At 45.7% G+C, this 18571-nt stretch carries 16 protein-coding genes; all 16 read left to right on the forward strand.

All coding sequences use genetic code 11. The features are described 5' to 3' along the window. Positions 1–217: 217 nt before the first annotated feature. The 16 genes from PTE_RS01975 to PTE_RS02050 all read left to right on the forward strand — a co-directional run bounded on the left by PTE_RS01975 (position 218) and on the right by PTE_RS02050 (position 18570). Complete coding sequence (locus PTE_RS01975) at positions 218–784, forward strand: RBBP9/YdeN family alpha/beta hydrolase (RefSeq protein ID WP_036842724.1); 567 nt, start codon at positions 218–220, stop codon at positions 782–784. Positions 785–1168: 384 nt separating this feature from the next. After that, the gene (gene ilvI / locus PTE_RS01980) at positions 1169–2896 is read left to right on the forward strand and encodes an acetolactate synthase 3 large subunit (RefSeq protein ID WP_036842726.1); all 1728 of its coding nucleotides are present in this window, start codon (positions 1169–1171) and stop codon (positions 2894–2896) included. 2 nt (positions 2897–2898) lie between these two features. After that, positions 2899–3390, forward strand: coding sequence for an acetolactate synthase small subunit (gene ilvN, locus PTE_RS01985; RefSeq protein WP_036842728.1), 492 nt, complete (start codon positions 2899–2901; stop codon positions 3388–3390). Positions 3391–3478: 88 nt separating this feature from the next. Then, positions 3479–4483 carry a catabolite repressor/activator gene (cra, locus tag PTE_RS01990; protein ID WP_036842731.1) on the forward strand — a complete coding sequence of 335 codons (1005 nt, stop codon included), beginning with the start codon at positions 3479–3481 and terminating at the stop codon, positions 4481–4483. 631 nt (positions 4484–5114) lie between these two features. Next, positions 5115–5573: a division/cell wall cluster transcriptional repressor MraZ gene (gene mraZ, locus PTE_RS01995; RefSeq protein WP_036842732.1), complete on the forward strand. Its 459-nt coding sequence runs from the start codon at positions 5115–5117 to the stop codon at positions 5571–5573. Positions 5574–5575: 2 nt separating this feature from the next. Then, positions 5576–6520, forward strand: coding sequence for a 16S rRNA (cytosine(1402)-N(4))-methyltransferase RsmH (rsmH, locus tag PTE_RS02000; RefSeq protein ID WP_036842734.1), 945 nt, complete (start codon positions 5576–5578; stop codon positions 6518–6520). Continuing rightward, positions 6517–6837, forward strand: coding sequence for a cell division protein FtsL (gene ftsL, locus PTE_RS02005; protein WP_036842735.1), 321 nt, complete (start codon positions 6517–6519; stop codon positions 6835–6837). Before rsmH ends, ftsL begins: the two co-directional genes overlap by 4 nt. A 27-nt stretch (positions 6838–6864) precedes the next feature. Further along, on the forward strand, positions 6865–8631 hold the full coding sequence (locus tag PTE_RS02010; RefSeq protein ID WP_036842736.1) for a peptidoglycan glycosyltransferase FtsI: 1767 nt from the start codon (positions 6865–6867) through the stop codon (positions 8629–8631). Then, positions 8618–10105, forward strand: coding sequence for a UDP-N-acetylmuramoyl-L-alanyl-D-glutamate--2,6-diaminopimelate ligase (murE, locus tag PTE_RS02015; protein WP_036842738.1), 1488 nt, complete (start codon positions 8618–8620; stop codon positions 10103–10105). The genes PTE_RS02010 and murE overlap by 14 nt, the downstream gene beginning before the upstream one ends. After that, positions 10102–11481, forward strand: coding sequence for a UDP-N-acetylmuramoyl-tripeptide--D-alanyl-D-alanine ligase (gene murF / locus PTE_RS02020; RefSeq protein ID WP_036842740.1), 1380 nt, complete (start codon positions 10102–10104; stop codon positions 11479–11481). The genes murE and murF overlap by 4 nt, the downstream gene beginning before the upstream one ends. After that, a complete protein-coding gene (gene mraY / locus PTE_RS02025; protein ID WP_036842741.1) occupies positions 11475–12557 on the forward strand; it encodes a phospho-N-acetylmuramoyl-pentapeptide-transferase in 1083 nt (360 codons plus the stop codon). The genes murF and mraY overlap by 7 nt, the downstream gene beginning before the upstream one ends. 2 nt (positions 12558–12559) lie before the next feature. Next, positions 12560–13870, forward strand: coding sequence for a UDP-N-acetylmuramoyl-L-alanine--D-glutamate ligase (gene murD, locus PTE_RS02030; RefSeq protein WP_036842744.1), 1311 nt, complete (start codon positions 12560–12562; stop codon positions 13868–13870). Then, the gene (gene ftsW / locus PTE_RS02035) at positions 13870–15063 is read left to right on the forward strand and encodes a cell division protein FtsW (RefSeq protein ID WP_036842745.1); all 1194 of its coding nucleotides are present in this window, start codon (positions 13870–13872) and stop codon (positions 15061–15063) included. The genes murD and ftsW overlap by 1 nt, the downstream gene beginning before the upstream one ends. Continuing rightward, positions 15060–16127 carry an undecaprenyldiphospho-muramoylpentapeptide beta-N-acetylglucosaminyltransferase gene (gene murG, locus PTE_RS02040; protein WP_036842748.1) on the forward strand — a complete coding sequence of 356 codons (1068 nt, stop codon included), beginning with the start codon at positions 15060–15062 and terminating at the stop codon, positions 16125–16127. The genes ftsW and murG overlap by 4 nt, the downstream gene beginning before the upstream one ends. Before the next feature lie 54 nt (positions 16128–16181). Continuing rightward, positions 16182–17657, forward strand: coding sequence for a UDP-N-acetylmuramate--L-alanine ligase (gene murC / locus PTE_RS02045; RefSeq protein ID WP_036842749.1), 1476 nt, complete (start codon positions 16182–16184; stop codon positions 17655–17657). After that, positions 17650–18570 carry a D-alanine--D-alanine ligase gene (locus tag PTE_RS02050; protein WP_036842750.1) on the forward strand — a complete coding sequence of 307 codons (921 nt, stop codon included), beginning with the start codon at positions 17650–17652 and terminating at the stop codon, positions 18568–18570. The genes murC and PTE_RS02050 overlap by 8 nt, the downstream gene beginning before the upstream one ends. Position 18571: the final 1 nt, after the last annotated feature.

The following is an 18571-nucleotide window of genomic DNA, read 5'->3' on the forward strand; positions in this document are numbered from 1 at the left end:
GCTGTTTTTTCTGCTAATTATAGAGTGCTTCTTTGTTGGTAACATATGCTATTCCTGTAGATAGAACATCTTATTTCCAAGAGATTAGGGAGCTATGTAATTGTATTAATTCTGAAAAAGTATATGAAAAATATAGTTATAAACTTAATTTATAGCATTTTATGCTTGTTTGCATCATAAATAAAACACATTTTGAATAATTGGGTGAATTGATAAAATGAATTTTGATAATGTAGTGATTGTTCATGGTTTTTTAGCTGCTCCTAATCGTCACTGGTTTCCCTGGCTTAAAGGCCAGTATGAAAGGTTAAATACCTCTGTTATTGTGCCGGAAATGCCTGAATCTCATGCCCCTTCACCTCATTTATGGCAAGAAAGATTGCAACAGAGCATACTTAATCCGAATGAAAGGACGCTTTTTATCGGTCATAGTCTAGGTTGTATTGCTACACTTCGTTATATCGCCTCTTTGCCTGATGATGTCACTATCGGTGGTGTCGTATTAATTTCAGGGTTCTCTGAAAAATTACCGACTTTACCTGAATTAAGTGCGTTTACTGATGTGAGCCTGGATTTTCGTCTGCTCATACAAAAAATAGAGCGGCGAGTGGCGATATTGTCGCTTAATGATGAGACTGTACCTCCACAGTTTACATTAGATTTGAGTCAACAGCTCTGTGCTGAATTGCACGGTTTCCCTGATGGAGGACACTTTCTGGATGATGATGGTTTCACGACTTTTTCTAATCTGGAGAAGGTATTAAAAGATAATTCAATGTTGTGAATAAGAATGCCTTTATGTATATAAATGCGTCAGGTCTTTCCATGTTTATGACGCAGTTATGTCAGTGAATCATTTGAATCAATATGGCTTACGACGTGATAAAAAAATGAATTCATGATAGGACACATTGTTTTTTGCTCCGTATTGTCGTGTTTGTAGGTGGAATAGGATGATATGGATTGCAATAGAAATAGCCGAAAGAAAATAGGGGATGGCGATATGCCGGTCATTTTTAAAATTTGACTGGCAATTGCTAACACGCGTTTCTGGGGTTATGTTAATTAACTCAGCAACAATGACAGCTGAGAGGCTATCCATATTATTAAATAAAAATGGAAATAATTTCCGATTATTAACTTGCAAACAGAGCCTGGAGGAAAACCTATGGAGATGTTATCAGGAGCTGAAATAGTCGTCCGATCGTTAATTGATCAGGGCGTTGAACATGTATTCGGTTATCCGGGCGGCGCAGTACTGGATATTTACGATGCCTTGCATACGGTTGGGGGAATTGAACATATCCTGGTACGCCATGAGCAGGGTGCGGTTCATATGGCTGATGGCTATGCCCGTTCTACAGGGAAAGTTGGTGTGGTATTGGTCACTTCCGGGCCAGGTGCGACCAATGCCATCACGGGCATTGCGACAGCTTATATGGATTCAATTCCAATGGTTGTATTGTCCGGTCAGGTAGCCAGTTCCTTGATTGGTAATGATGCATTCCAGGAATGTGACATGGTGGGGATCTCCCGACCGATCGTGAAACACAGCTTTTTAGTGAAAAAAGCGGAAGATATTCCGAAGGTACTGAAAAAAGCCTTCTATTTGGCCGCCAGTGGTCGTCCGGGGCCGGTAGTCATTGATTTACCAAAAGACACGGTAAATCCGGCAGTAAAACTCCCCTATATTTATCCTGAGCAGATAAGCATGCGCTCTTATAATCCGACGGTGCAAGGGCATAAAGGGCAGATTAAACGGGCACTAAGAAAACTGTTGAATGCGAAGAAACCCATCATATATGTGGGTGGTGGGGCAATTAATGCAGATTGTTCAGCAGAATTGCTGGTATTGGCAGAAAAATTCAATATTCCTGTTGTAAGCTCCCTGATGGGGTTAGGCAGTTTTCCGGCAACTCACCAGCAAAGCTTGGGAATGCTCGGTATGCACGGTACATTTGAAGCTAACAAAGCAATGCATAATTCCGATGTGATTTTTGCTGTTGGTGTACGTTTTGATGATCGCACAACCAATAATTTGGCAAAATATTGCCCGGAAGCAACTGTTTTGCATATTGATATCGATCCAACATCAATTTCGAAAACTGTTGCCGCAGATATACCTATTGTTGGTGATGCTAAACCGGTGCTGCGGCAAATGTTGGAACTGTTGGAGACAGAGGAAGACACACAGGACCCGGATGCGCTGAAAGATTGGTGGTTATCTATTCAGCAATGGCGTAGCCGTAAATGCCTCAATTTTGATCGCAGTGGTGAAAAGATTAAACCGCAAGCGGCTATCGAGGTTCTCTATCGTTTGACGAAAGGTGAAGCTTATGTCACTTCGGATGTTGGACAGCATCAGATGTTTGTTGCATTGCATTATCCATTTAACAAGCCAAGACGTTGGATCAGTTCCGGTGGTTTAGGGACGATGGGATTTGGCTTACCGGCTGCGTTGGGGGTCAAACTGGTGAAACCGGAAGCAACAGTAGTCTGTGTGACGGGGGATGGCAGTATTCAGATGAATATTCAGGAATTATCCACGGCGTTGCAATATGGGCTGCCGGTACTGGTTTTGAACTTGAATAACCGTTTCCTGGGAATGATAAAACAATGGCAAGACATGATTTATGCAGGCCGTCACTCTCAGTCCTACATGGAATCTTTGCCTGATTTTGTCAAACTGGCTGAGGCTTATGGTCATGTTGGCATTTCTATCCAGAGTTATGACGAGCTGGAAGGTAAATTGGCAGAAGCCTTGAGAGAGGTGACTGAAAATCAGCGGCTGGTATTTGTTGATGTCACAGTGGATGAAACTGAACACGTATATCCTATGCAGATCCGTGGAGGAGCAATGGATGAGATGTGGTTAAGCAAAACGGAGAGAACCTGATTATGCGCCGGATTTTATCTGTATTACTTGAAAACGAATCGGGGGCTTTGTCCCGTGTTGTTGGTCTGTTTTCTCAGCGTGGCTACAACATTGAAAGTTTAACTGTGGCGCCAACTGACGATCCAACATTATCGCGAATGACAATTCAGACTAAGGGCGATGCCAGGGTACTTGAACAGATTGAAAAACAATTGCACAAGCTGGTGGATGTGTTACGAGTCAGCGAGTTGGCAGCGGGTTCTCATGTAGAACGTGAGATTATGTTGGTGAAATTGCAGGCCAGTGGATATGGACGTGAAGAGATTAAGCGCAGCACCGATATCTTCCGTGGGCAGATCATTGATGTGACTTCTACCTTGTATACCGTACAACTGGTAGGAACCAGCGATAAACTGGATGCATTTCTAGATGCCGTTCGTGATGTTGCTGAAATTGTTGAAGTTGCTCGTTCCGGTATTGTTGGTGTATCTCGTGGGGATAAAATTATGCGATGAAAAATCGCAAACTGCGGGGCAATATACATACATTTATGAGGCTCTGCGATAAAGTAGGGCTTTTTTTGGTGTCTATGAAGGAGTTAATGTGAAACTGGATGAAATCGCCCGCCTTGCAGGTGTTTCACGCACAACGGCCAGTTATGTGATTAATGGTAAAGCCAAACAATACCGTGTCAGTGATAAAACGGTAGAAAAAGTGATGGCAGTGGTCAAAGAGCATAATTACCATCCTAATGCTGTGGCAGCCGGTCTCCGTGCAGGACGCACTCGCTCTATTGGTCTGGTTATTCCAGATTTAGAAAATACCAGCTATACCCGCATTGCGAATTATCTCGAGCGCCAGGCTCGTCAGCGTGGTTATCAATTATTGATAGCCTGTTCTGAAGATCAGCCTGATAATGAAATGCGCTGCGTTGAGCACTTGTTACAACGGCAGGTGGACGCAATGATTGTTTCTACTGCATTACCGCCGGAGCATCCTTTTTATCAGCGCTGGGCAAACCGCTCTTTACCTATTGTTGCGCTCGATCGTGCATTAGAAAATGAACATTTTATCAGCGTAGTGGGCGATGATTTTGAAGATGCAAAGATGTTGGCACAAGAGTTTCGTCAATTCCCTGCTGAATCTGTGCTGTATCTCGGCGCATTGCCTGAACTGTCAGTCAGTTTTCTGCGTGAACAGGGATTTCGTGAAGCATGGAAAGATGACCTTCGTCAGGTTATGTACCTTTACTCAAACAGCTATGAGCGTGATGCTGCGGCTGAAGTGTTCGCCAAGTGGTTGGAAACTCACCCAATGCCACAGGCGTTGTTCACTACCTCTTTTGCTCTGTTGCAGGGAGTCATGGATGTTACGCTTAAACACAGTGGCCGGTTACCCAATCAATTGGTAATTGCGACTTTTGGTGATCATGAATTATTGGATTTCCTCGAATGTCCGGTGCTTTCTGTCGCGCAGCGTCATCGTGAAGTGGCGGAACGGGTATTGGAACTGGTATTGGCGAGTCTGGATGAAAAGCAAAAACCAGGACCAGGTATCACACGGATACACCGTGACTTATGCCGGCGAGGAAGCTTGAGTCGGAAATGATGATAAAAGCTCCTCATTAATTCTTTGATGGGGCGCTTTTGCTACCAGAGTTGTAAAAAAATATGCAAGGGCAACTTGTAAGGCCATTTTTATCTGAGTGTTTTAGCGCGCTCAAATACAATTTCGTTCATACATAAATTATTTAGTAGAAGAAAGGGCCGGTAACAACGTCTTTTTAGATTAGTGTTTGTCTATTTTCTGCTTTATTTTTACTGCTATTTATACATTAATTTGATTTTAATAGTATTTATTGTGTGGTATTTTTTATTACCAATTGGTTTTAACGTTGAATGTATCAAATGAAATGATAAATATTTCTGTACAGTTGTCGAATAGTAATGAAATGTAAATTATGTAAATAAATTAATAACACAATTATTTTTTCATTATTTTGTCGTAAACGTTTATTCTCCTTTGCTTGTAAAATTATTCAAAATTATCATAGCCTTAATTATTATTGATATTGCTAAATTTAATAATTATCCCCCTTAACGGCCAAAATTCTTCTACCAAATATAGCTAAAGCGCATCGGCTCTGGCTTGACAAGGTTTTCGTCCCATCCGTAAACTCCTTATTGTGGGGATTAGTGGGATAAAGTGGTAATTTTTGATCGCCTAAGGCAACCTGAAGATGTTTCGTGGAGCAACGCTGGTTAATCTCGATAGCAAGGGGCGGCTCGCCGTACCTACCCGATACCGGGTTATGCTAAACGAGGAATCACAAGGGCAAATGGTGTGTACCATTGACCTCCGTCAGCCCTGCCTGTTGCTTTATACACTACCTGAATGGGAAATTATTGAAGAAAAGCTCTCCCGCTTATCCAGCATGAATCCGGCGGAGCGCCGGGTACAACGTTTGCTCTTAGGTCATGCCAGTGAATGCCAAATGGATAGTGCAGGACGTCTTTTGTTAGCTAATACACTGCGCCAGCACGCAGGGCTAGCCAAAGAGGTCATGCTGGTTGGTCAGTTCAACAAATTTGAATTGTGGAATGAGCAGACTTGGTATCAACAGGTTAAGGATGACATTGCGGCTGAGCGATCTACTCAGGAACCTTTATCAGTACGGCTACAGGACTTATCACTATAAACATGGCAAACAGTCATTTTAAACATACCAGTGTATTGCTGGATGAAGCAGTCAATGGACTGAATATTCGTGAAGATGGAATCTATATTGATGGCACATTTGGCCGTGGTGGGCATTCGCGTCTGATTTTGTCGCAACTGGGGACAACAGGTCGTTTAATTGCCATTGATCGTGATCCGCAGGCAATTGAAGCAGCAAAAGCGATCACAGATCCGCGTTTTTCAATAATACATGGCCCATTTTCTGCATTGGCTCACCATGTAGAAGAAGTTGGGCTGACTGGCAAAATTGATGGTGTATTACTGGATTTAGGTGTTTCCTCACCGCAACTGGATGACCCGGAACGTGGTTTTTCTTTTATGCGTGATGGGCCACTGGATATGCGGATGGATCCGACTCGTGGGCAGTCAGCGGCAGAATGGCTAATGAAAGCAGACGCGGATGATATTGCATGGGTGTTGAAAACGTTTGGTGAAGAACGTTTCGCTAAACGTATTGCTAGAGCAATTGTCACACGTAATCAGGAAGAACCCATTACCCGGACAAAAGCGCTGGCCGATTTGATTGCACAGGCCAGTCCGGTGAAAGAGAAGCATAAACATCCAGCGACAAGGAGCTTCCAGGCTATCAGGATTTATATCAACAGTGAGCTGGAAGAGATTGAGCAGGCGCTGGATGGTGCATTACAGGCGCTTGCACCAAAAGGGCGGCTTTCAGTTATCAGTTTTCATTCACTGGAAGATCGCATTGTTAAGCGTTTTATTCGTCATAACAGTCGTGGGCCACAGGTGCCGGCAGGATTGCCACTGACAGAAGAGCAACTGAAAGCGCAAGGTGGGCGTAGCCTGAAATCTGTTGGCAAGATGAAACCGTCTGAGGAAGAAGTGGCTGATAACCCGCGGGCTCGTAGCTCTGTTCTGCGTTTTGCTGAAAAAGTTAGCGAATAATGGCAGGTGAACGTCACGGGTTAACCGGTATTATCGGCAGCGATTTGTTTAGGAATGCCAAGATACCGTTAATTCTTCTAATAGCTGTCATGATTTCAGCCATAGGTGTTGTAACCACGGCACATGAAACCCGTTTGTTGACGGCTGAAAGAGAACATTTGGTATTGGAACGTGATGCGTTAGATATTGAGTGGCGTAATCTGATCCTTGAAGAAAACGCCCTTGGTGATCACAGCCGGGTTGAACGGATAGCCGTTGAAAAAATGCATATGCAGCATGTTAATCCTGCACAGGAAAACATTGTTGTTTCACAGTGAGTCAATTTGATGATGATAAGGTAAGCGATGAAAGCAGCACGCTGCGCGAAGTTAAAACGGCAAGAAGATAAAGCCAGTTTTGTTAGCTGGCGTTTTGCCTTGCTGTGTGGAGGTATTGCCCTTGCTTTAGTTTGCTTGTTGCTGAGAGTGGCTTACTTGCAAGTCATCAATCCGGAGCAATTGGTTAAAGAAGGGGATTTGCGTTCCCTGCGCGTGCAGTCAATTCCGACTGCACGCGGCATGATCAGCGATCGTATGGGGCGACCCCTGGCTGTCAGCGTTCCGGTAAATGCTGTCTGGGCAGATCCGAAAGAGGTATTTGAAAAAGGGGGAATTACTGATGATACCCGATGGAAAGCCTTGTCGGATGCGATTAATCTGCCAGTTGAACAACTTACCAGCAAAATTAGTGCTAGTCCTAAAGGTCGCTTTGTTTATCTGGCGCGTCAGGTTAACCCATCGGTTGGTGATTATATTCATAAACTGAAATTGCCGGGAATTTATTTGCGTCAGGAATCCCGGCGTTATTATCCGTCAGGTCAGGTAACTGCCCATATTATTGGTGTGACTAACGTTGATGGTCAGGGTATTGAAGGCGTCGAAAAAAGTTTTGATCGCTGGCTGACGGGTCAGCCAGGTGAGCGGACGGTACGCAAAGACCGTTTCGGCCGTGTCATCGAAGATATTTCCTCTGTTGATAGTCTGGCGGCACACAATCTGGTATTGAGCATTGATGAACGTTTGCAGGCACTGGTTTACCGCGAATTGACCAATGCGGTTGCCTTTAATAAAGCAGAGTCCGGGACAGCGGTATTGGTGGATGTTAATACAGGTGAAGTGCTGGCAATGGCAAACAGCCCATCTTATAACCCAAATAATCGCATCAATACGTCAAAAGAAGCGATGCGTAACCGTGCTATCACCGATATTTTCGAACCGGGTTCCACTGTTAAACCTATGGTGGTCATGGCCGCGCTAAATGATGGTATTGTCAAAGAAAATACTGTTATTAACACAATACCTTATAGAATCAGCGGTAAGGAAATTAGGGATGTGGGCCGTTACTCAGAATTATCCATCACGGGTATTTTGCAGAAATCGAGTAACGTTGGTGTTTCCAGGCTGGCGTTAGCGATGCCTGCTAAAGAGTTAGTGGATGTTTATTCACGCTTTGGGTTGGGAAAAGCGACCAATTTGGGATTGGTTGGAGAAAGCAGTGGCTTATATCCAATAAATAAACAACGGTGGTCAGATCTTGACAGAGCCACTTTTTCTTATGGCTACGGGCTGATGGTAACACCGTTACAGTTAGCTAGGGTCTATGCAACGATTGGCAGCATGGGGATTTATCGTCCCCTGTCGATTACCAAAGTTGATCCACCCGTGCCAGGCACAAGAGTATTTCCTGAACCAATTATGCGCACGGTCGTTCATATGATGGAAAGTGTCGCTTTACCCGGTGGTGGTGGAACAACGGCCGCGATAAAAGGATATCGGATCGCAATCAAAACCGGTACTGTGAGGAAAATCGGACCGGATGGAAAATACATTAATCGATATATCTCTTACGCCGCAGGTGTTGCTCCTGCAAGTAATCCAAGATTTGCACTGGTTGTGATCATTAATGATCCACAAGCAGGTAAGTATTACGGCGGTGCGGTTTCTGCGCCGGTATTTGGTGCCATTATGGGCGGTGTTCTGCGCATCATGAATGTGGAGCCGGATGCTTTGGCGGCAGGTGATAAAAATGAATTTGTGATTAATAAGAAAGAGGATACAGGTGGCAGATCGTAATCTACGCGATTTACTCGCGCCATTGGGTATTGATGCCCCAGAGTGCGCGTTACGCGAAATGACATTGGACAGCCGTAAATCGGCTGCCGGAGATCTGTTTGTTGCCATTAAAGGGCATCAGGCAGATGGTCGACTCTACATTCCTCAGGCCATCGCACAAGGTGTTGCGGCGGTTATTGCAGAAGCTCAGAGCGGCGCTGATAACGGGACTGTGCAGGTTATGCACGGTGTTCCGGTTGTTTATGTGAGCGATTTGAATAATAAGTTATCACAATTAGCCGGTGAGTTTTATCGCCATCCTGGTAATAAATTGCGTCTGATTGGTGTCACTGGAACCAATGGAAAAACAACCACTACTCAATTGCTTACTCAGTGGAATCATGGATTGGGTGAAATCAGTGCAGTGATGGGAACTGTTGGTAATGGTTTACTGGGGCGTGTGGCGCCAAGTGAAAATACCACCGGTTCAGCCGTTGATATTCAACTGGATCTGCAACAACTTGTTCGGCAAGGTGCGACCTTTGCGGCAATGGAAGTCTCTTCTCACGGGTTGATTCAGGGGCGGGTGGCAGCGTTGCCATTTGAGGCGGCGGTATTTACCAATTTGAGCCGTGATCACCTTGATTACCACGGTGATATGGAACACTACGAAGCAGCTAAGTGGTTGTTATTCTCTACTCATAATGTGAAACAGCAAATCATTAATGTTGATGATGATATTGGCCTGAAATGGTTATCCCGTTTACCACAAGCGGTTGCTATGACGATGGAAAACCGTTTGCCGGAAAACTGGCAGGGGCGTTGGTTGGCGGCTCGTGAAATAAAATATTACGATAAAGGTGTCTCTATTACTTTCGAGTCTAGTTGGGGTGGCGGTACAATTGATAGCTCTCTGATGGGAGCATTTAACGTCAGCAACTTGTTGTTGGCACTTTCTACTTTATTAGCATTGGATTATCCACTAGAAAAACTACTTGAAACAGCTTCCTGCTTAGAACCTGTCTGCGGGAGAATGGAAGTATTCACTGCACCGAGTAAACCAACTGTTGTTGTCGATTATGCTCATACGCCTGATGCATTGGAAAAGGCGTTGGTAGCTGCTCGTTTGCATTGTAAAGGTAAGCTTTGGTGCGTTTTTGGTTGTGGTGGTGATCGTGATAAAGGCAAACGCCCTTTGATGGGAGGCGTAGCAGAGCAGTGGGCTGATTATGTGATTGTGACTGATGATAACCCGCGCAGTGAAGAACCACAGGCAATCGTTGCTGACATTCTGACGGGTTTTCTTGACCCGGGGCGAGCAATAGCGATTCATGGCCGTGTTGAAGCGGTAACCAGTGCCATCATGCGGGCAAGAGCAGATGATGTTGTATTGATCGCGGGTAAAGGTCATGAAGATTATCAATTGGTAGGTCATCGTCGCTTGGATTACTCAGATCGATTGACTGTTGCCCGGTTGCTGGGGGTGATCGCATGATTTCCCTTACACTGCAACAACTGGCGCAAGTTACTGATGGCGTACTGAAACAGGTTACTGAACAGCAGGCCGCAGATATCTATATCAGTGATGTTACTACTGACAGCCGCAAAGTTGGAAATGACAGTCTGTTTATTGCATTGAAAGGTGAGCGTTTTGATGCCCATGATTTTTCTGTTGATGCAGTAAATGCGGGGGCCAGTGCTTTGTTGGTCAGCCGTGTACTGGATGTTCATTGTCCGCAAGTCGTGGTCAAAGATACTCGTCTGGCTATGGGTAAATTGGCTGGCTGGGTTCGTCAACAGAGTCACGCTCGTGTCGTTGCGCTGACAGGGTCATCCGGTAAAACATCGGTGAAAGAGATGACCGCTGCGATTCTGCGTCAGTGCGGTAATACGCTCTATACTGTGGGTAATCTGAATAATGATATCGGTGTGCCGCTGACATTGTTCAGACTGACAGAACAACATGAGTTTGCCGTGATTGAATTAGGTGCAAGCCATATTGGTGAGATTGCCTATACCACGGAAATGACCCGACCAGAAACGGCACTGGTAAATAATCTGTCTACTGCACACTTGGAAGATTTTGGTTCTCTGGCGGGTATTGCAAAAGCGAAAGGGGAAATTTTTGTCGGTCTTCCAGAAAATGGTACTGCCATTATCAATATGGAAAGCAATGATTGGACGCACTGGCAACAAGTTATCGGTGACAAAAAAGTACAGCGTTTTTCCATACAACAAGCATCAGATACTGATTTTTACGCTACAGATATTCAGGTCAAACAGTTGACTACGGACTTTTGTCTGCATACTCCCGCTGGCAGCACAGAAATCACTTTGCCATTACCGGGAAAACACAATGTTGCCAATGCGTTAGCTGCCAGTGCGTTGGCAATTTCTGTTGGCGCAACGTTAAAAGATGTCCGTCTTGGCTTATCCGGGCTGAAACCTGTATCAGGTCGGTTGTTTCCAATCAATCTGGCAGAAGGAAAATTGCTGCTTGATGACACTTATAACGCCAATGTCGGTTCGATGACCGTTGCGGCTCAAGTGTTATCACAAATGCCGGGTTACCGGGTAATGGTTGTTGGTGATATGGGTGCGTTGGGTGAACAATCAGAAGACTACCATCGTCAGGTTGGTGAAGCTGCGGCTTTGGGGGGTATCGATAAGGTATTCAGTGTGGGCGCGTTAAGTGTTCACATTAGTGAAGCGAGTGGATGTGGACAGCATTTTGCGGATAAAGCCGCGTTGGTTGCAGCGTTGGTTCCACTATTACAACAACACACAGTGATTTCCGTTTTAGTTAAAGGTTCGCGCAGCACTGCGATGGAAGATGTCGTCAGCGCATTACAGGAGAGCTTCACATGTTAGTTTGGCTGGCCGAATATCTGGTCAAGTATCACACCGGCTTTAATGTCTTTTCTTATCTGACGTTTAGAGCCATCGTCAGCCTGCTGACTGCACTGGCTATCGCATTATGGATGGGGCCGCGTTTAATCGCTTTCCTGCAAAAATTACAAATTGGGCAGGTTGTTCGCAATGATGGGCCGGAATCTCACTTTAGCAAGCGTGGTACACCGACGATGGGGGGATTGTTGATCCTGTTTTCAATCACGATTTCTGTACTGTTGTGGGCTCGTTTGAATAACCCCTATGTCTGGTGTGTACTGACTGTTCTGATTGGCTACGGCATTGTTGGTTTCGTGGATGATTATCGCAAAGTTGTGCGCAAAGATACTAAGGGGTTGATTGCCCGTTGGAAGTATTTCTGGCAGTCCGCTCTGGCATTGGGTGTGGCATTTGCGATGTACAGTGTTGGGAAAGATACCCCAGCAACACAATTAGTCGTGCCATTCTTTAAAGATGTGATGCCGCAACTGGGTGTGCTTTACATTCTGTTGACCTACTTCGTGATTGTCGGAACCAGCAATGCGGTGAATCTGACTGACGGGTTGGATGGTTTGGCAATTATGCCAACCGTTTTTGTTGCGGCGGGTTTTGCCCTTGTGGCATGGGCAACAGGTAATGTCAATTTTGCCAATTATCTGCATATTCCTTACCTGAACTATGCGGGTGAGCTGGTTATCGTCTGTACTGCGATTGTTGGCGCTGGATTAGGTTTCCTGTGGTTCAACACTTATCCGGCTCAGGTTTTCATGGGTGATGTGGGCTCTTTGGCATTAGGTGGTGCACTTGGAACCATTGCTGTGTTGCTGCGCCAGGAATTTTTGCTGGTAATTATGGGTGGTGTATTTGTGGTGGAAACCCTGTCAGTCATCTTGCAGGTGGGTTCTTTTAAACTGCGTGGACAGCGTATTTTCCGTATGGCGCCTATTCACCATCATTATGAATTGAAAGGCTGGCCGGAACCGCGCGTTATCGTGCGTTTTTGGATTATTTCACTGATGTTAGTACTGATTGGCTTGGCAACATTGAAGGTACGTTAATCATGGCAGATTATTTGGGTAAAAAAGTCGTCATTATTGGGTTGGGGCTGACGGGTCTCTCCTGTGTTGACTTTTTTATGGCGCGAGGTGTGATCCCCCTTGTGATGGATACCCGTGCAACACCGCCTGGCAGAGATAACTTACCTGATGATGTTGAGTGTCATAGTGGAAGCCTGAATGCTGGCTGGTTGATGGATGCTGACTTGATTGTTGTAAGCCCAGGGATTGCTCTGACAACAGTCGAATTGCAGGCTGCGGCTAATGCAGGCATTGAAATTGTTGGCGATATCGAGTTGTTTTGTCGTGAAGCAACAGCACCGATAGTCGCAATTACAGGTTCTAATGGCAAAAGTACTGTCACCAGCCTGGTTGGTGAAATGGCGAAAGTGGCTAATTGGCAGGTGGGGGTGGGCGGTAATATTGGCCTTCCTGCATTAGAATTATTGAAGACATCCTGTCAGCTTTATGTTTTAGAACTTTCTAGCTTCCAGTTGGAAACCACATATAGCCTGAAAGCAGCGGCAGCTGCTGTGCTTAATGTGACTGAAGACCATATGGACCGTTATCCGCAGGGCTTATCTCAGTACCGGGCAGCTAAATTGAGAATTTATCATCAGGCGAAGAGATGCGTTGTGAATGCTCAGGATGCTCTGACATTACCTGAAACGGGTATGGACAGCCGTTGTATCAGCTTTGGTGTCGATTGTGGTGACTACCAGTTTGATAGTGAAAGTGTACTTTTGAAAATCCACAACCAATTACTGCTGGCGACAGATGAAATTAAACTGACAGGGCGGCATAACTACGTCAATGGATTGGCTGCACTGGCGTTAGCCGATGCGGTTGGGATTCCCCGTAAAGCTAGTTTGGCGGCATTGAAAGTTTATCCGGGGCTTAACCATCGTTTCCAACTTGTCCATTTGAAGAATGGGGTGCGCTGGATTAACGATTCTAAGGCGACGAATGTTGGCAGTACGGAAGCGGCGCTTAATGGTCTGAAGGTGGATGGCACTCTTTATTTGTTGTTGGGGGGGGAGGGTAAGTCAGCAGACTTTTCACCGCTCAAGCCTTTTCTTAGTGGAAATAAAGTTCGGCTTTACTGCTTTGGCCTTGATGGGAAACGACTGACACAACTCCGTCCAGAAATGGCGACATTGACTGAAACGATGGAACAGGCGATACGCGATATTGCACCGCGATTGGTTGCCGGCGACATGGTGCTGTTATCTCCTGCTTGTGCAAGCCTTGATCAGTTCCGTAATTTTGAACAGCGCGGTCATGAGTTTGCCCGTTTGGCAGAGGAGTTGGGCTGATGTCTATTCCGGGGTTCAGTAGATTAAAAGACTGGGTTATTGGTGGTCGTGAAACTGATGTCACCAATATGGTGTTGTACGATCGCACACTGGTTTGGCTGACACTCGGATTGGGGATTATCGGTTTTGTCATGGTGACTTCGGCATCAATGCCGGTTGGGCAGCGTCTTGCAGAAGATCCTTTTCTGTTTGCCAAACGTGATGCGATTTACCTATTGCTGGCTTTCGGGTTGTCATTAATCACACTACGTATTCCGATGAATTTCTGGCAGCGCTATAGCAACCTGATGCTGCTTATTTCCGTTATTCTGCTGCTGGTTGTGCTGGTGGTAGGAAGCTCAGTAAACGGTGCATCGCGTTGGATTGCTCTTGGGCCTTTGAGAATTCAGCCTGCTGAATTATCGAAACTTTCTTTGTTTTGCTATCTCGCCAGTTATTTGGTGCGCAAAGTAGAAGAAGTACGGAATAACTTCTGGGGATTCTGTAAGCCAATGGGCGTGATGGTCGTGTTGGCCGTATTACTTTTGGCTCAGCCTGACCTGGGAACGGTGGTAGTGCTATTTGTAACAACATTAGCCATGTTATTTCTGGCGGGAGCAAAACTATGGCAGTTTCTGGCGATTATTGGTTCAGGGGTATTCGCGGTAGTTTTGTTAATTATTGCTGAACCTTACCGTATACGCCGTGTAACTTCCTTTCTGGATCCCTGGGAAGATCCGTATGGCAAAGGTTATCAGTTAACGCAATCTTTGATGGCTTTTGGTCGTGGGGAGTTTTTAGGGCAGGGGTTAGGAAATTCAGTACAGAAGCTGGCATACCTGCCGGAAGCACATACTGACTTTATTTTCTCTGTTTTGGCAGAAGAATTAGGTTACGTAGGTGTGGTTTTGGTGTTGTTAATGATATTCTTCGTCGCTTTTCGCGCGATGACTATAGGTCGTCGCGCATTGCAGATGGATCAGCGTTTTTCCGGTTTTCTGGCTTGTTCGATTGGTATCTGGTTCAGCTTTCAGGCTCTGGTTAATGTTGGGGCAGCTGCGGGTATGCTGCCGACTAAAGGGCTGACTTTACCTCTGATTAGTTACGGTGGTTCAAGTTTGCTGATTATGTCGACAGCTATCGTATTGCTATTAAGAATTGATTTTGAAACACGCTTGGCAAAAGCACAGGCGTTTGTAAGGAGTCCACGATGAGTGGCAAAACCCGACGTTTGATGGTGATGGCAGGTGGAACCGGAGGGCATGTCTTTCCGGGTCTGGCTGTGGCTCATCATTTAAAAGACCAAGGCTGGGAAGTTCGCTGGTTGGGAACAGCCGATCGCATGGAAGCTGATTTAGTGCCAAAACATGGCATTGAGATTGAATTTATTCAGATTTCTGGCCTGCGTGGTAAAGGGATCAAAGCACTGTTAGTCGCGCCGGCACGAATTTTCAAAGCAATTCGTCAGGCAAAGGCGATTATACGTCGTTATCAGCCAGATGTTGTGCTCGGAATGGGGGGATATGTTTCTGGTCCGGGTGGCATTGCTGCGTGGATGAGTGGCGTTCCGGTTGTCCTGCATGAACAGAATGGTATTGCCGGGCTGACAAATCGGTGGTTGGCGAAAATCGCGACAACTGTTTTACAGGCATTTCCCGGCGCATTTCCCAAAGCGCCTGTTGTTGGGAACCCGGTTCGCGAAGATGTGCTGGCATTACCCACACCTGAGCAACGTTTGGCAGGGCGTGAAGGCCCCATTCGGGTTCTGGTTGTTGGTGGCAGCCAGGGAGCGAGAATTCTGAACCAGACAATGCCTGAAATTGCTGCCCGTATGGGTGATAAAATTACTGTTTGGCATCAGACAGGTAAAGGGGCTAAAGAAAGTGTCCGGAATGCCTATAACAATTCAGTTAAATGCGAACATAAGATTACTGAATTTATTGATGATATGGCGCAAGCTTATGCTTGGGCTGATCTGGTGATTTGCCGTTCTGGCGCGTTGACGGTTAGTGAAATAGCAGCGGCTGGATTACCTGGGATTTTTGTCCCATTTCAGCATAAAGATCGCCAGCAGTACTGGAATGCGTTACCACTGGAAAGGGCTGGCGCGGCAAAAATACTGGAACAACCACAATTTACGGTTGATGCAGTCATCGAATTATTAATTCAGTGGCAACGTCCACAATTGTTGAAAATGGCAGAGAAAGCCCGTTCAGCAGCAATTATTGATGCAACTGAGCGAGTATCGGCGGTATTAATCAATGCCGCGAAAAAATGATTCAGATCGTCTTAAACAGGACGGTGAAGTAAACCCATATAGTGAAGAAAAAACGTGAATACACAACAATTGGCGAAATTAAGAGCTTTCGTGCCTGAGATGAGAAAAGTCAGGCATATCCACTTTGTCGGCATTGGTGGTGCTGGCATGGGGGGGATCGCCGAAGTGTTGGCTAATGAAGGTTATCAGATTAGTGGATCTGATTTGGCGCCAAATCCAGTCACTCGACAACTCACTAAACTGGGTGCTCAGATTTATTTTAACCATCGTCCTGAAAATGTACTGGATGCCAGTGTTGTTGTGGCTTCAACCGCAATACAGGCGGATAACCCAGAAATTATCGCTGCGCGTGAAGCTCGAATTCCGGTCATTCGCAGAGCAGAGATGCTGGCAGAACTGATGCGCTACCGTCATGGTATTGCTATTGCCGGTACTCACGGCAAAACAACAACAACAGCGATGGTTTCCAGCATCTATGCACAGGCTGGCTTAGATCCCACTTTTGTTAATGGGGGTTTAGTTAAAGCCGCAGGAACACATGCCCGTCTTGGCAGCAGCCGCTATTTAATTGCAGAAGCTGATGAAAGTGACGCTTCTTTTCTGCATTTACAGCCGATGGTGGCGGTAATTACCAATATCGAAGCGGACCATATGGATACCTATCATGGTGACTTTGAAAACCTGAAACAGACATTTATCAACTTCCTGCACAACTTACCTTTTTACGGGCGTGCGGTGATGTGTATTGATGATCCGGTTGTCAAAGAGTTAATCCCCCGTGTGGGACGCTATATCACGACTTATGGCTTTAGTGAGGAAGCAGACGTACGTATCACTCATTATGAGCAAAAAGGGGCTCAGGGATATTTTACTGTCAGTCGTCAAGATATGGCTGATCTAAAGGTCGTATTGAATGCACCGGGTCGCCATAATGCGCTGAATGCAGCAGCAGCAGTTGCTGTTGCGACTGAGGAAGGCATTTCTGGCAACCATATTCTGGCTGCGTTGGCAGGTTTTCAGGGTACCGGGCGTCGTTTTGATTTTCTGGGGAGTTTTTCTCTGAAACATGTTAACGGCAAAGAGGGCAGTGCAATGCTGGTTGATGATTATGGTCATCATCCAACGGAAGTGGATGCAACTGTTAAAGCAGCCCGTGCTGGTTGGCCGGATAAACGTATCGTGATGGTATTTCAGCCTCATCGTTATACCCGGACCCGTGATCTTTACGATGACTTTGCCAATGTATTGAATCAGGTCGATGTATTACTGATGCTGGATGTTTACTCTGCTGGCGAAGCCGTTATTTCAGGGGCGGATAGCCGTTCGTTGTGCCGTACAATCCGTAGCCGCGGTAAGTTGGATCCCATTCTGGTATCTGATCCGGAAAAAGTAGCTGCTGTGTTGGCACAGGTATTGGACGGTAATGATTTAATTCTGGTTCAAGGTGCCGGGAATATCGGCAAAATAGCGCGTAATCTGGCTGAAACAAAATTACAGCCATCTTTGAATGAGGAAAAACACAATGGCTGAGAAAGTCGCGGTACTGTTGGGAGGAACTTCCGCTGAACGTGAAGTTTCACTGTTATCGGGACAAGCCGTGCTGGCTGGATTGAAAGAAGCAGGTATTAATGCATATCCGGTTGATACAAAAGATTTTCCTGTAACTCAGCTGAAAGAGGCGGGGTTTGAGAAAGTCTTTATCGCGCTTCATGGGCGTGGTGGGGAAGACGGTACTTTGCAAGGTGTCTTAGAATTTTTGCAGTTGCCTTATACCGGTAGTGGCGTGATGGCTTCTGCATTATCGATGGATAAATTGCGGACAAAACAGTTATGGCAGGGGATCGGGCTAACTGTTTCACCTTATGTTCCAATTAATTCTAAGCAATTTGAACAATTTACTGATTTGCAACTCAAAGAGTATATAGCCGATTTAGGTTTGCCATTAATTATTAAGCCAAGCCTGGAGGGTTCCAGTGTTGGAATGACTAAGGTGAACGAGATTTCAGAGTTGCGTGGTGCGCTGGAAACGGCATTTCGTTACGACACTGACTTGCTGGTAGAAAAATGGCTGTACGGCCCGGAATACACGGTAGCTATCCTCGGTGATACAGCTTTACCTTCTATTCGTATTCAACCCGCTGCTGTTTTTTATGACTATGATGCAAAATATCTGTCTGAGGAAACAAAGTATTTTTGTCCAAGTGGCTTAAGTGATGAAAAAGAGCAACAACTGACAGAACTGGCACTTAAAGCTTATAAGTCAGTTGGATGCAGCGGCTGGGGCCGGGTGGATATCATGATGGATACTGATGGTGGTTTCTATCTGCTGGAAGTGAATACTTCCCCAGGGATGACCAGTCATAGTCTGGTGCCGATGGCGGCACGTCAGGCCGGGTTAAGTTTTTCACAGTTGGTGGCAAAGATTCTGGAGTTGGCTGATTGAT

The sequence above is a fragment of the Photorhabdus khanii NC19 genome, from assembly GCF_000517265.1.
GTDB lineage: Bacteria > Pseudomonadota > Gammaproteobacteria > Enterobacterales > Enterobacteriaceae > Photorhabdus > Photorhabdus khanii.